The organism is Pseudoflavonifractor sp. (genome assembly GCF_050943825.1).
Classification (GTDB): domain Bacteria; phylum Bacillota; class Clostridia; order Oscillospirales; family Oscillospiraceae; genus Pseudoflavonifractor.
On record NZ_JBMNPX010000012.1, the window covers coordinates 67,353 to 81,368 of the forward strand.

At 54.1% G+C, this 14,016-nt stretch carries 11 protein-coding genes, 5 tRNA genes, 1 rRNA gene and 1 pseudogene; 3 read left to right on the forward strand and 15 right to left on the reverse strand.

What is annotated here, in order from left to right:
- Window positions 1-207: 207 nt before the first annotated feature.
- The 9 genes and pseudogenes from ACOX7T_RS10615 to ACOX7T_RS10655 form a co-directional block, all read right to left on the reverse strand.
- Window positions 208-2,007, reverse strand: a complete 1,800-nt coding sequence (locus ACOX7T_RS10615; RefSeq protein WP_433442562.1) for a dynamin family protein — start codon at window positions 2,005-2,007, stop codon at window positions 208-210.
- Window positions 2,004-2,975, reverse strand: coding sequence for a M48 family metallopeptidase (locus ACOX7T_RS10620; protein ID WP_433442564.1), 972 nt, complete (start codon window positions 2,973-2,975; stop codon window positions 2,004-2,006). Before ACOX7T_RS10620 ends, ACOX7T_RS10615 begins: the two co-directional genes overlap by 4 nt.
- Window positions 2,975-5,041 (reverse strand): dynamin family protein, encoded by a 2,067-nt coding sequence (locus ACOX7T_RS10625; protein WP_433442566.1) that lies wholly within the window; start codon window positions 5,039-5,041, stop codon window positions 2,975-2,977. The genes ACOX7T_RS10620 and ACOX7T_RS10625 overlap by 1 nt, the downstream gene beginning before the upstream one ends.
- 59 nt (window positions 5,042-5,100) lie before the next feature.
- Window positions 5,101-5,883: a hypothetical protein gene (locus tag ACOX7T_RS10630; protein ID WP_433442579.1), complete on the reverse strand. Its 783-nt coding sequence runs from the start codon at window positions 5,881-5,883 to the stop codon at window positions 5,101-5,103.
- Window positions 5,884-6,066: 183 nt separating this feature from the next.
- A pseudogene (locus ACOX7T_RS10635) lies at window positions 6,067-6,225 on the reverse strand (zinc-ribbon domain-containing protein); the annotation flags it as partial.
- 74 nt (window positions 6,226-6,299) lie between these two features.
- Window positions 6,300-6,842, reverse strand: a complete 543-nt coding sequence (locus ACOX7T_RS10640) for a zinc-ribbon domain-containing protein (protein ID WP_433442568.1) — start codon at window positions 6,840-6,842, stop codon at window positions 6,300-6,302.
- A 24-nt stretch (window positions 6,843-6,866) separates the two neighbouring features.
- Window positions 6,867-7,358: a zinc ribbon domain-containing protein gene (locus tag ACOX7T_RS10645; protein WP_433442570.1), complete on the reverse strand. Its 492-nt coding sequence runs from the start codon at window positions 7,356-7,358 to the stop codon at window positions 6,867-6,869.
- Entirely contained in the window at window positions 7,355-8,980 is a 1,626-nt protein-coding gene (locus ACOX7T_RS10650) for a dynamin family protein (protein WP_433442572.1), read from the reverse strand. Before ACOX7T_RS10650 ends, ACOX7T_RS10645 begins: the two co-directional genes overlap by 4 nt.
- Before the next feature lie 833 nt (window positions 8,981-9,813).
- Window positions 9,814-10,062: a hypothetical protein gene (locus ACOX7T_RS10655; RefSeq protein WP_198286303.1), complete on the reverse strand. Its 249-nt coding sequence runs from the start codon at window positions 10,060-10,062 to the stop codon at window positions 9,814-9,816.
- A 551-nt stretch (window positions 10,063-10,613) separates the two neighbouring features.
- Here ACOX7T_RS10655 and ACOX7T_RS10660 point away from each other — a divergent pair.
- The 3 genes from ACOX7T_RS10660 (at window position 10,614) to ACOX7T_RS10670 (ending at window position 13,150) form a co-directional block, all read left to right on the forward strand.
- Window positions 10,614-11,597 carry a trypsin-like serine peptidase gene (locus tag ACOX7T_RS10660; RefSeq protein ID WP_006574571.1) on the forward strand — a complete coding sequence of 328 codons (984 nt, stop codon included), beginning with the start codon at window positions 10,614-10,616 and terminating at the stop codon, window positions 11,595-11,597.
- Between the two features lie 15 nt (window positions 11,598-11,612).
- Window positions 11,613-12,038, forward strand: a complete 426-nt coding sequence (locus tag ACOX7T_RS10665) for a hypothetical protein (RefSeq protein ID WP_040647713.1) — start codon at window positions 11,613-11,615, stop codon at window positions 12,036-12,038.
- Window positions 12,039-12,202: 164 nt separating this feature from the next.
- Window positions 12,203-13,150: a tyrosine-type recombinase/integrase gene (locus ACOX7T_RS10670; RefSeq protein ID WP_433442575.1), complete on the forward strand. Its 948-nt coding sequence runs from the start codon at window positions 12,203-12,205 to the stop codon at window positions 13,148-13,150.
- Window positions 13,151-13,335: 185 nt separating this feature from the next.
- On the opposite strand, the gene ACOX7T_RS10675 is transcribed toward ACOX7T_RS10670, so the two are convergent.
- The 6 genes from ACOX7T_RS10675 to rrf all read right to left on the reverse strand — a co-directional run bounded on the left by ACOX7T_RS10675 (window position 13,336) and on the right by rrf (window position 14,008).
- Window positions 13,336-13,411, reverse strand: a tRNA-Thr gene (locus ACOX7T_RS10675).
- Between the two features lie 26 nt (window positions 13,412-13,437).
- Window positions 13,438-13,514, reverse strand: a tRNA-Asp gene (locus tag ACOX7T_RS10680).
- Between the two features lie 37 nt (window positions 13,515-13,551).
- Window positions 13,552-13,627, reverse strand: a tRNA-Trp gene (locus ACOX7T_RS10685).
- A 3-nt stretch (window positions 13,628-13,630) separates the two neighbouring features.
- Window positions 13,631-13,707, reverse strand: a tRNA-Ile gene (locus tag ACOX7T_RS10690).
- Window positions 13,708-13,775: 68 nt separating this feature from the next.
- A tRNA-Asn gene (locus ACOX7T_RS10695) sits at window positions 13,776-13,851 on the reverse strand.
- A gap of 41 nt (window positions 13,852-13,892) precedes the next feature.
- Window positions 13,893-14,008: ribosomal RNA gene (gene rrf / locus ACOX7T_RS10700) — 5S ribosomal RNA — on the reverse strand.
- Window positions 14,009-14,016 lie beyond the last annotated feature (8 nt).

The following is a 14,016-nucleotide window of genomic DNA, read 5'->3' on the forward strand; positions in this document are numbered from 1 at the left end:
AAAGTCATTATATTCCCAAGAAATATAGGAAATACGTGCTTTGCCCCGCAGAATTGCTGTTTTGCCGCACCGCCAAGCAAAAGGAGTCCCGGACAGGAAACGTTATGTTCTGCCCGGGGCTCCTGATTCTGTTTTTCGCTTACATTACATATAAACGGAAACAAATTTTGTGCGCTGCCGTCCTGTTTTAAGTCGGCGGGCTTTTTTTCAGCCGTACTCCTCCAGGGACCGCCTGTGGCCACGGATCGTCTGCAGCGTGTCCTCCAGGGCGTCCAGCACGTCCTGCATCTTTATGTTCTCATCCGATACAATCCGGCGGGCGTGTTCTATGGCCTCCCGGGAAACCTCAATCTGATTCTGATACAGCTCATCCAGCTTGGTCAGAGCCTTTTGGCCCATCTGGGCGTAAATCTCATCCATGTTCTCCACGATGCCTGACACAACAGAGGGGAAGGCCTGCAAAACAGGGGTGATGATATCCGTTTGCTTCTTTGCAATGGTCCTCTGCCGTATGAGGCCGGCAATGGCCTGTCCCACCACCATAAGGGGCCCCAGGGCGCCGCTCAGCCCGGACATGGCGAGGAACACGTCCCCGGCGAACATGGCGGTGTCCACGCTTGTCCAGCTGATATCTGTTATGCAGTCGGATATCTGAGTCTGGATATTTCCATAGGCGCTCTGAGAAATTTCCCCGGAAATTGTTTTGGCGCTGCTGAGCAGCAGGTCGCCAATCTCCTTCTGGTGCTTCTGGGTACACGCCAGAATGGCGCTCTTAATCTGATCCATGAGGTAGAACTGAAAATAGCGCTGGAGATCGCTGACGTCAGCGGTGGACGCCATCTGCTCAATTTCCGTCTTAATGCGCGCCAGGAAGGTGCGCATCCACCCCTTTGCCTCCGCCGCCATGTCTGCTGCGGCAGAGGAGATCCTCTCCCTGTGCCGTTCAATACCGGCGCGAAGGACGGCGTCCTGCTCCTTAAACAGGTCCTCGTTCCGCTCCAGCTTCTCCGCGTTTGCCTTCAGAGAGTTCTGAATCAAGCCGATGCGGGAGACAATCTCATCCAGAAGCCCTCGGGTAAGGGCAATCCCCCGCATGGACTTGATAACATCCTTTTGGAGGAGAATGTCGTTGTGTACGGCGGTCTCAAACGCCAGGAAATTGCTTTCTAGAACGTCGGCCATTTGGGGCTCGGGCCGGTTCAGGCCCAGCTTGCGGCAGTATTCGTCCAGAGCGCTCAGGAGATAGACATAAATTTTGTCGCTGATGACTTCCGCGCGGTCTTTTGTCAGGCGCTCAATCTTCTGCAGATTTTCCGCGGTCTCCAGCGTGTCGGCCATATTGACCGCCAAAAACACCCGGGAAAAGCTCTGCGGCATGACGGTGGTGGACAAAAAGGCCTGCTCGGTGCAGGAAAGGGGGGCACGGGCCGACACCACATAGATGATGGCATCCGCGTTGACCAGATAATCGGCCACCTGCTCGTCAAAGGCCTTCATCAGATCGCCCATACCCGGCGTATCCACCACTGTGATATTCCGCAGACCTTCATGGTCCAATCGGATGTCAATGAAGTCGATGGGCGCGGGGAGCCGGCGCATCAGCTCGTCCAGGGCGCTGCGCGTCAGCTCAGGCTGTGAGAGGGAGATCCGCTTTTTGTTTTTCAGCACCGCCTCTATTCGGGGCGTCTCCGCGTAAGAGAGCTTATTGATTGTGACGGTCTCCGGCGTTACGGCGGTGGGGACGACAGCCTTGCCCAGCAGCGCGTTGATGAGGGTGGATTTACCCCGCTTAAAGTCTCCCACAACCACCAGCTGAAAGTCCCCGTGCAGACGTCTGCGGATGGTTTCCCGCCGCTCCCGGATGGCCTGGATATGCTTTTCCCCCAGGGCCCTGGTAAAATATTTGTCCCCGCACAGCCTGCCTACGTCTTCCAGAATCTGCTCCAGCTCAGCACAGATGCTCTCATAGTCCAGCGTGAGTCTGTCCTGAAGGGTATCGCCGTTCATAGCTTCACCCGCCTTTTTTCGCTTCTGGCCACGCTGATGTATTTTTCACAGCGGGCATCCAGCTCCTGTTTTCCAATGAGGTGCATATCCGGCGTCTTCCACTCGGGCCGCCAGGTGTACAGAACCTCACTGTTCAAAAATTCCTTCATGGCAAAAATGCGGCGGACACAGAGCGGATGCTCGTTTTCCAGCTCCAGCAGACGGACGGGCGTGTCCTGCAGGAGGTCGTACTGCTTGAGTACGGCGTCAATATTGACCTCCTGATGGTTCAGCGCGGCGCCGTACATGAGCTTGGCCTGGAGCGTGATGTCATCCTCCGGCGTGTCGGAGCAGATAATCCCCGCGCGGTCACAGGAGACCTCCCCGGCCCGGCTCCACATCTTGAACGCCCACTGAAGCGGCGCGGAGATCAGACCCATAATCTGCTGAATCCCCGGGATGGCAATCTGCAGAGAGTTCAGCACCATCTCGGCGGCAATGCTGTAAATGCCGTGGTTGTTGTGAATATGCCCGCACTCGTGCCCGATTACAGCCCGCAGCTCCCCCGGGGTAACCCGCTCCAGCATTCCGGAGGTGATCTCTATCAGCGGGTCGTCATCCTCCGTGCAGTAAGCCCGGGCGTTGATTTCAAAGGGGGCGTGGGTGATGTAAACCGTGGGTATGCCGATCCCCAGGCGCATGGCACAGTCGGAGACAATCTCATATACATCCGGGAACTGAGACGGCCCCACCCGGAGGGCGTGCAGATTCATCTCCTGCTTGGCGCGGGGAACATAGGTGTTTGCAATGGCTTTGGCAAGAGGATAAAAGCCGGGAATGGCCTTTATCTTCTGCCGCAGCACATAGTCAGAGCCGTAGGCGTAATCCGGAATACCGCCCTCCATGTGGGACTCCGTCACGGCCTTGCGGCCTGCGAGGTAATGGGAGAAACTGACGTCGATGGCGTCTGTGGGATTTGTTCTCACCATCAGTTCGCCTCCTGTCTGCTGAGTACCAGCGTCAGCTCCTTACTGATTTTGTCCGCGCGGACGCAGATTCCATCCAGCTCGGACAGCATATTCTTCAGCTCGTCCCGCTCGCGGGCGTCCACGCTGTCGGCCTGAGCCAGCTCCACCTTGAGCTGGGTCAGCTGGTTCTGGGTGTCGCCCAGAATGTTCTCTGTCTCGGTCTTAATCTTGTCTTTGAGGGCGTCAAATGCATACTCAACCTGGGAGCGGACCGCTTCGCTGATATCATCCGCAGCCTTCATCCGGACCAGCTCGGCATGTACAGCGTCCTTGAAGGAGCTTTTGAACTTTTCAATCCGGTCCTTGGAAAATACCTTTCCCAGCGCCCATTTCCCGGTAAAGGTTCCCACTGCCGCCGCGCCAATTCCGCCCACCAGAACCACGGGCCAGGTGAGAGGGATTGAGAGGGCGGCGAGAAGAAGTCCCACGCCCATGCTGGCGGCCATGGTTCCGGCAAAGCTGGTGCCCCCGCCCAGCAGGGCGCCCTTCCAGCCGGCCTGCCTGTAACCCAGATAAATGCCGCCCAGGCCGTAGCCTATCAGGCTGGAGGCCACCACGCTGATGGCCACATCGGCGCCCGAGCTGTCGCCGCCCTTTACGGCGACAAACAGGTTCTGAATCCCCTCGGTGGCCCTGTAAAAGCGGTTTTCAAAGTCGGACAGGCGCTCTGCCTCATTGGCCATGGCATTGTCAATGGCGGCCTGTATGCGTTCCATGAAGCTCTGGCTGGATCTGGTGATGGCGTCCTTTACGGCTTTGGTCATGGCCTCCTGGGTCTCCTGGGCGGCCGCACCCTTCAGTTCATCCGCGGAGGCGATGAAATAGGAGTCAATGGCATTGTCCGCAGCCTGTCCCATGGAGGGCCAGTAGTCCTTGATTGCGGGCAGCAGCTCACGGTATGTCTGCTCCGCAGCCTCGTTGATGCGCTTGAACTCGGTCTGGCGTTCCTCACGGATCCGCTCGATTTCTCTCATCGCTTCCTCGTATTTGGCGTTGAACTCCTCCTTTTGCATGGCCAGCGCGTTCTCCCGCAGTTGGGCCGCCTTGACAAGCTCGATGGCGGACGTTTTGATGCGGCTGATGGGCACGTTGAGCATGACCGCGCCCCGGTCCTCGGTCAGGAAGCGCTCCAGCGCCGCCTCAAACTCAGGGAAGCGGCTCTTTGCCAGCATGTCGGGGTCGCCCTTCTGCTTGGCCTTGAGTGCCTTTTTGGCGGACAGACCGTAGATGTGGATATTGCCCAGCTTCCTCTGGTACGCCTCGTACTCCCTGGAGCCTTCGCCGTAGGTCTTTTTGGCCTTTGTCAGAACGGATTCCGTAATCCGCTTTTTGATGACGCTGAGAATTTTCTGCGCGTCGTCCTCGTCGTAGAGGTCAATGCCGGTGACCACAAAGAGCACGCGGCCCAGATCGCTGGTAATCACCTTGTTCTCCAGAAAGTCGCACTCATACTGAGAGAAGGGGGATCCGGCCATCATCACCATGATTGCCGCGTCAATCTGGGGCAGCACGGAGAGCGTGACGTTGGTCATGGCTTCATCGTCGTTAAGGCCGGGGGTGTCGATGATGGTGACGCCGTTTTTGCAGTAATTCACCGGATAGTACACTGTGGCGATTTTGACCGTCCGGGCAATCTGCTCGCTCTCCGGCGTCAGCTTTGTCACATAGTCGTTGAGCTTGTCAATTTCGATGTCTTCCGTTTTCCCATCGTTGTACTCGATACGCACAAAGGGTGTCACGCTGTAAGTCACCTTGTTGATGGTGGCGGTGGTGGGGACGACGTCCGTGGGCAGCACGTCCTTTTCCAGCAGGGCGTTGATGAGGGTGCTCTTTCCCCGCTTGAACTCGCCCACAATGGCCACGCTGAACGTGTCTTCCGCCAGGCGCTTGAGCACGTCGTCAATGGCCGAGACATTTCCATCCAGCTGCATGTGCTGGCTGAATTCGCGGATTTTTTTCAAATCCCCCGTAAGGTCCATCACAGTCTGCTTATAGTTTGTAAAGCTGCTGAATTGCGTTTCCTGCATAGGAACCCCTCCCCTTATATTTCTCTTTCTTTCCCGCAAGCGGTTTGACTGCCTGTCTGCTATTCACTCCGTCCCTGTCTCTCCACACTCCTGCCTGTCAAAAAGCAGAAGAGGCCGCAGAGCACAATCAAAAGCAGCCCCAGGGGCAGGAAGACGGGGTCATAATATTTGTGACGCATGTACAGCCCTGCCAGGGCGCCGCCGGTCAGCCTGATCAGAGGGCCTGTACGCTGGGTCATTCCCGCCGTCAATACGGCGGCAGCAGCCGCCCCGGCAGCAACGGACAGTCTTGCCAATGCCGGGCGGACGGTCACCCGCCCCAGGCTTTCGCAGCACAGCCTCCACCCAATGATCAGGACGGGCGTAAGCTGGTAGGGGGCCATAAAATAATTCGACGGCACCAGATACTGTGCCTGTATCCCCCAGAACACCCCCGTGTAGAGATAGAAGTAATTTACCAGAGAGAAGAGGCCGGCCAGGCCTGTCACCACGCCGATGCTCCTTCTGTACAGCAGCCCGTCCGCGCCGCCAAGTGCCAGGACAAGGGCCGTGCAGATAAGCCCCAAACCGTGCAGGGTAATGAAAACCGTCACCGCCGCCGCCGATTCATTCAGCCGTATCAGGCGCTCCGCCGCCGTCCGTTCGCCTTGATAGGCCGCCAGGCAGGCCAGCACGCTTCCGATACAGGCCGCCGCAAGCAGCAGCCGGGAGCGCAGAGCGGCGCTTGCGGTCCATCCCTTTCCGCTGAGCCGGCGGTGGAACAGACCGGTCATGGAAAGGAGGAGGCAGGGCGTCTGAAGGGCAAACAGCATTACCAGCAGGATATTGACCCGGGCGCCCATAAGATTTTCGGGGCGCCGCCAGAGGACCTGGACCAGATAACTGAGCAGACCTATGCCCAGGCAGCACCAAAGCAGCGCGGTTTCCCGCGGACTGCCGGCCTTTCGGGCCGTTGGACTCGGGTCCGCCGGGCGGTCCCTCCGTTCAGGCTGTTTCCTGTCCTCCGCTGCCGCTTCCGCAAGACGTGTGCCGCATTGGGCACAGAATATCATGTGGGACGGAGCCTCCGCTCCGCAGTTGGGGCAGGCAATTTTTTGTTTCTCTTCCGTCACCCTTGCGCCGCATGTCCCGCAGAACAAAGCGCGGTCGGACAGCTGCGCGCCGCATTCTTTACAAAACGCCATATAAATGTCTCCTGGTTCTTTTTATCCCCGGTTCTTTCGGGGTCTGCATTGTTTTCATGGCTGACGTTCCGGCGTCAATGACATTCGGGGCATGGCTCATAGTCCCGACTCTCTGCGGCGGCCACATTATATGCCAAAATATTCCACTCGCCGTTCCAGTCCCAGGTGGGGCAATCATAGGTATGATAGAGATACTCCTCGCTGTTGAGATCAATAATTCCGATGTACTTGTCCATAAACTCCGTCTGCTCTTCCAGGCTCTCATACTCTTCCTCCAGCGTGTTGTACCGGGAGGACAGGGTGTTGTAGCTGCGCCTGTAATACGATGCGTCGCCTTCCTGATAGACGGCAAATACGACTGAGCAGATGCAGACTGCCAGCAGCACTGCCGAAATGACCACCCATCTCTTCTTTTTGGGGGTTCCAGTGTTTCGCTTTTCTGCCTGCGCCAGCTGCTCCTTTAGCTCGGAGATAAGTTTGTCCCGTTGCCTTAACTCCCGGTTCAGCCGTTCAGTGTCTGCGTCCGCCCGACTCACATCCTCCACCCGGGCGCCGCAGTGGTGGCAGAATACCTGCCCATCCTCCATCTCCAGACCGCAGTTCGGACACTTCTTCAATTGCTGCCCCTCCTCCCAATTACTCTACTGCCGCTCCAGAATTTGGGCGTCGTGTACGCTCTCCAAAATGGTCCCCGGCCACTGCACGCTAAAGGCGACCCGGGGGTTTTCTCCCAGCTTCAGCACAAGACGCTTTCTAGCCTTGACCAGAACGGTGGTGCAGACAATCTCCACCGTGGCAATATCCGAAGCCACCCTTGTCCGGAGGGCGCCTCCTGCCGGCACATTGCCGAGGACGGTGCCGTTTACAACCACCTTATATGTATTGGCGACGCACTGAAACTGGGCGTCCCGGGACACAATGAGGGTCCTGGGGCCGGATGGCATCCGCCCTCTGTCTCCGGCCAGCGGAGTCAGCCTTGCGCCGCATTTGTTGCAGAAAACAGCGCCCTCCATGGCTCTGCTCCCGCATTTTGGACAGCTCTGGGGTATGGGCTCGTCAACGGCGGTGCCGCATTGACAGCAGAATTTGCTGCCCGCAATCATCGGCGCGCCGCATTTTTTACAAACATTCATAGGCGCTCTCCTCTTTCAAATGCTTCCCACAGGGCCTGGCTGGTTTTCAGTATATCCTGGGCGCTCTGGTAAACGGTCTGGTAGTTGCGCAGATATGCTTTATACTGCAAATCCTGGTTCTCCCGCTTGCCGTCCAGCTCCTCCGCTGCCCAGGCGGCCAGCGCCCTTGTATGGGCACAGAATTGGTCGGACCAATTCCTGCGTACCGTGGCTACAATCTCCCGCAGCTCCCCGATATAGCTCGCCACCGAGGCGTCGGCCGCCCGGATGACCGTCTCAATTACGTTGCAGCGGGCCAAATCCTGACCCCTGAACAGACTTGACACCTCCCAGGAAAACACCGCATTATGGAATATGACCTCTGTGAACTGCTCCATGGCTTCCGCTGTCTGCTCAAAACCGATTTGATTCCCCATACCCAGGAGGCAGGAAACAGCCTGCAGCTCTCTCCGCTCCTGTTCCTGTAGCTGGGATAGGGCGGTGCGGAAGAACTCTGTCAGCGCTGTTTCCCGCTCCAGACAGCGCCTGTGCATTTCCTCCCTCACCCGTTGTGAGGTCTCCTCCAGCACCGCAAGAATGACCTCATGCCTGTTCTCCCTCACCTGCGAAAGGCCTTTGATGGACTCCTCCACAATATAGTTTTTGTTGGCATTGAAGCCGTTTATCATGGCCTGCAGCGTGTCGGAATCCCTTGAAAGCGCGGTCTCCAGCACCCGGGGTGCGTCCTGGCAGTATTGCGCTACCATTTCCCGGCACGCCTCAAGGGTCCGGAAACCCTCCTCCAGTGCTTTTCTGCGCTTTTGGTTCTGCTCGTCAAATCTTCCGACCACGGTCTCCAGCGCTGCAACGGTCTTTCTGACGGCATTTTCCAGCTGCTTTGCCGTAACAACGCCAAGGAGCACGTCGCAGAAGGGTTCAAATCTGCTTTTTCTGCGCAGGTCCCGATTGTTGGTGACGAAAGATTCCAGTGCCTGCGCAGAGGAGATTCCATTTACCTGCAGCTGGTCCAGCATGCGATGGGCTTTTTCCGTCACAGACTCCGGGCTGCCGCGCCGCTCCAACTCCGCAAACACCTCCGACTGAATGCGCCGCCGGATGTACTCCATAAATGTTTCATACTCATAGTCATCCTCATCCAGCTGATCCAAAAAGGTAACCACAAAGACCAGGTTTTGTATATTTTCGCTCTCCATCAGCTGACAGACGAACTTTTTTTCCGTCTCGCTGAAGGGTGCGCGGGCGTGAATGGGCACAATCACTGCGTCTACATGCTCAATCATCTCAATTGTAATCCGGGTCATTCTCGGGTCATCATTCAGGCCGGGTGTGTCAATAATGTCAATATGATTCTGGCAAATGACGGTGGGGAAGTATATGGTGGCCTCTTTGATCTGCAGGGCCCGTGCCTCCCCGTCGGCCGTCCTTTTTGTGACATAGTCCTCCAGCTCCCCGACGGAGATTTCCCTGCTGGTCCCGTCCCGAAAGGCAATGACTGCCCCGGGCTCCGGGCCGTAGGTAATGCGGTTAATGGTAGCTGTGGTAGGCGTTGCGTCGGCGGGAAGTATCTTTGCACCCAGAAGCGCGTTGATCAGCGAACTCTTTCCCCGTTTGAACTCGCCCATGACGGCAACTTTATACTGTTTATTTTTTATCAGTTCCTTGCAGTCCTGTATGCAGTCAAGGAGGCTATGATCAAACTCCAATATGGACAGCATTTCCTGCATTTGGACCAGAGACTCATGGAGCCGGTATTCTATGCTTCTATACTCAGTTTCCATTTCGCAAGCCTCCCGCAGCTCCCGCTCTGCCCTGTCTTTACAGCGGCAGCCCCTCTTCTCTAAAGTTTTACGGGTTCTGCTGCTTCAGCAGACAAAGCAGCTGCCGTCCAGATATGTACGGGTGTCCGCCCATCCTAATGGTGTCTTAACAATAAAGGAGCCGGAAAATTCCTCCAGCTCCTCTCAGTTGTTGTTATTCTTTTGCTCTGCGCTTTTCGACTGTTCTGAACATTTTCTGTGAAAAATTATAGCACCTCCCTGTATTCTTGTGTTCCCAAAAAATATAGGAATAGGGCTGTAATACCCTATTCCTATCTAAAAACATATATAAAAAAGCTCTGAAAATCGTCTGATTTCAAGAGCTTCTTGTCCTATCCGTATACCTTAAATACCAGCAAGAACCAAAACCGCACACAGTGGAGCAGCACTTTTGCCCCCAGCACTTCAACTTCCCCCAAAAACTAAAAAAAGAAGCACCTGCACAAAGCAGATGCTTCTTTTTGGAGCTGCTACCCAGATTTGAACTGGGGACCTCATCCTTACCAAGTGATCGGGACGCCTCAACCCCTTCATTTCCAAAGCTTTCGGGCCATTTCCGCTCAAAAGGATGAGGTCTTTGGCACTCTTTCATCCATTGATTCCATCCGCTCGTTTCCGCGTGTGGGTCACGGTGTGGGTCAAGCAGAAAAAGCTGGTCGAATGTCCTGCCGAACCCCGGTTTTCTCTTCCTGTGGTTTTACCCAAGTTACACGAGCCACGTCTTCAACAATGTGGCGTTCTTTCTTTGCGGCGGAATAATAACGGATACCAAATTGCTCACAGACATCAAAGAGTAGCTTCGTATAGGCCATATCCTCTTTTGCAGGAGGGACAAAGAATCCGCCAGTCTGCGCTGCCAGATTATCAATCACATAGCGTTTGTCCATTGGCATTTTCGTCATATGTTTTCTTCTTCCATCTCTCTCAATCAGCCTTTTTGTTTCTTCGCACCGTTGCTCAATCTGTCGAGGTTGGCCATCTCGATAGTCCTCCGATGTATGTCAGACTTAACTTAAATGGGGTTAAATTGTTAAAATAAAAAGGGTTGCAGGGTGAGTCGTATATGATATACTTTAAATGCCAAGGTGTAATTGGAATTTTAAAGGAATGGAGGAAGTAATATGTACGGCAAGCAGTTCATGCGTCATACCAAATGCCAACCGAGTCGGAAATATTCTTCTCTTCCGCTTTGGAGAGGACGAATTAAAATCGTAAGTGTGAGCGCATGAACATATTCTTTGGGGAATATGTTTATGCGCCTTTTTTGCTTCAATGAAGAAAATGCGAGAAAACGACATCGTTTCTGCCACATTAAGGATAAAAACAATCGTTGCTGTATCGGAATCTCTTACCAGTTCTAATCCGGTTTTCTACAAATGAATAAAGGAGTGTCGTACTGAAAAAGATATTTTCAATTATTCTCGTTGCCACTCTGCTTATGTCCATGACATCATATGCAGTAGCTACTGATGCTTCTGCTTTCGTCGATAATCAAGCGTCAATTGTTGAAAGCAGTGACTATGTAAGATACGACTTTGAGAGTGGAGCGACCTCGTATCATTCGTTTTCTGAGGTGCCGAATGCAATTGGTGATGCTGACTATGCAATCAGCCCCGGATATTTCCCAAATGGCACGGAGTATAACGATGGCAATTTAGCAAGTCCTGCCGCAATCGTAGGCAGCGCTGACAATAGAGTACATATCACCAATACAACAGTTGGTCCATATTGCAATACCGTTTATATTTACGCACAATATACGCACAACGGCGTTAGTTATCGTGGGATTGGCTCTGGTTTTGTTATCGGACCATCTGCAGTTGCAACTGCTGCGCATTGTGTTTACCATGCTACATATGGAATAGCAGATTCTATCTACATCGTCCCTGCCAAAAACGGGACTCTCGAACCATATGGCCGGGAAACCATTGATGACCCTGTGATCGGGGAAAATGTAATTATCTCTACTGATTATTTGCAGTCGGGCAGTTCCGCAGATGATTGGGCCGTTATTGAGTTGGATTCTCAGGTTGGAAATCAAACCGGCTGGCTTGGCATAAGATGGCAGAGTGCGTCATATAACAACACCTATGTGTACAACACAGGCTATCCGGCCGAGGTCACTGGATATGAGCAAGACGATGTTGACCGTGATATGTTTTTGGGAACCGGCTATGTAAGATATAGCGCAGCAAAATACTTGTGTGGTGATTGGGATGCCACTGGCGGCAACAGCGGAGGGCCTGTCTATATTTATAACAGCGATACAGGTTATACACTCATCGGAATATTGACTGCTGGCAGCGGTACCGACACCGACTTTAATGATTATGGACTTGGAGACGGTGAAGCGTATACATATGCAACAAGAATTACACAAGATATTTACAATCTATTTGTGTCTTACCGACCTACAAGCTAAAGGAGATCGAATATCATGCAGAAACAGCCAACTCCGAAATGTGTGAATTATCGGATCCTGTTTTGGGTATCTACAGTATTATGTTTGATTCTGGCTGTAGTTCTTGCAATTGTCTTGGTCCCGGAACGAATGCCATCATCCCCGTTCTCTTTGTCCACCACGGAAGGAGAAATCGTGGAGTTCCTATCTGATGACTTGTATTTCAGCTTGATTGTTGTGCGCCCTGAAGATGGTGACGATGTAACGGTCAAGATAACGCCTGATACCGCAATTTTTGATTCAGCTGGGGAGCTGGTACTGTGGAGTGGGCTTTCCACCGGAATGAAAATCCGCGTGCATCACACCAACATGATAAATGCGTATTCGCTCTACAAAGATGATTGGACTCCTGTTCCACCAATCCTTGAGGAGTGCTATGAGCTTCACATAATATCGTCTTGACTCGAAGTGGTCTCATATGCCAGATGCATTCTGCGGCGGCCAACGGTCGATGGTGCAGTAACCAGTGGTCCCGTGCGGTCAGAACGGCGGCCTGTAATTAGCCCGGATCTTAGCAAAGAGAATATCGTGGAGGAACTAATCCCGTAGTACTTTCATCTTACCAGATGCAAAAAGTTAATCGTCTCTGGGTTTTTAATATTTTAGTCAGGAGTGCAACCAATGTCCGCACTGCCACCGCCAATCGCTACGAACTCATGATTGAGACCTACACCATCCCCCGCATCGGGGACATTAAACTGGGAAAGCTGACCTCGCACGACCTTCAAAAGCTGTACAAGGAGCTGATGGAAAACGGACGGGTCCATATCGGAAAAAGCGGCAACCCTGGCCTGAGTTCAACCACGGTGCGAAGCGTTCACCTTATGCTCCACAGCGCCTTCGAGCGCGCCAGAAAAGAAAAGCTGATCGTCGCCAACCCCACCGAAGACTGCATCGCACCCAAACCCAGAAAAATCGAGATGAAGATCCTGCCCCAGGAACACATTCGGGCGTATTTAGATGCCGCCAGAGACCGCGACCTCCTCCCCATGTTCTATCTGGAATTGGTCAGCGGCCTGCGAAAAGGCGAACTGGTAGCACTTCGCTGGGACGATCTGGACGCGGAACAACGGACCATCTCGGTCAGCAAGCAATATGTCCGTAACCCGGACGGGAGTCTGGAACTCACCCGGCCCAAGACCGAAAATTCCGTTCGTCTGGTTTCCATCCCACAAGTGGCGGTGGATCTGCTGATCCAGGAACACGAGAAGCATCCTGACAACCCCTATATGTTTCCCTCGCCCATCACAGGTGAAATGTATCACCCCGACTCGGTGGTGAACCTACACAAGAAACTGCTGAAAGACGCGGGCTTGGAGCACTTGAGATTTCACGATCTTCGACACACCTTCGCAACCACCGCCCTGCAGAACGGCGTGGACGTCAAGACGGTATCCAGTATGCTGGGACACTACGACGCAGGGTTCACCCTTCGCACCTACACCCATGCCACACGGCAGAAACAGGATGAGGCAGCACAAACCATGGGCAGTTTTATGGAACAGGTCATGTGACCACAAAAATAGCAACAGGCCAGGCGGGAAGCACAAACTTCCTGCCTGGCCATTTCTAACCCTTTCTGGACATTTCGGCATGTGGGTCACGGTGTGGGTCAGGCAGTTGACCCACATTTTGACCCACACAATTTTCGCAAAAACAAAAGAAAAAAGTCCCAAAATCCGAAGATTTCAGGACTTTTTGGAGCTGCTACCCAGATTTGAACTGGGGACCTCATCCTTACCAAGGATGCGCTCTACCGACTGAGCTATAGCAGCATGTCAGGCGCGATTGCACCCAACAGTGGCGACGCGGAAGGGACTTGAACCCTCGACCTCCGGCGTGACAGGCCGGCGTTCTAACCAACTGAACTACCGCGCCATCTTTTATCAAAGACAGCGGTCGCTGTAATGATTTCTGGCAGGGGCAGAAGGAATCGAACCCTCGGCACGCGGTTTTGGAGACCGCTGCTCTACCAGCTGAGCTATACCCCTATGTGGTGGGCCTTCACGGGCTCGAACCGTGGACCGGCCGGTTATGAGCCGGCTGCTCTAACCAACTGAGCTAAAGGCCCATATGCCGTCCACTAGAAAGAAAACGGCTTGCCGTCACGGCGTTCGTGGCGGCAAGCCACTCTATTTTTGGCTCCCCCTGTTGGACTCGAACCAACGACAACGCGGTTAACAGCCGCGGGCTCTACCGACTGAGCTAAGGAGGAATATGAAAGGGTCCGGTCTGGTCAGACCAGACCCTTCTTTGTGTTGGCGTTACCTATCTTCCCAGGCCGTCTCCAGCCAAGTATTTTCGGCGCAGGTGAGCTTAACTGCCGTGTTCGGGATGGGAACGGGTGGACCCTCACCGCAATCAACACCAACTATTTCAA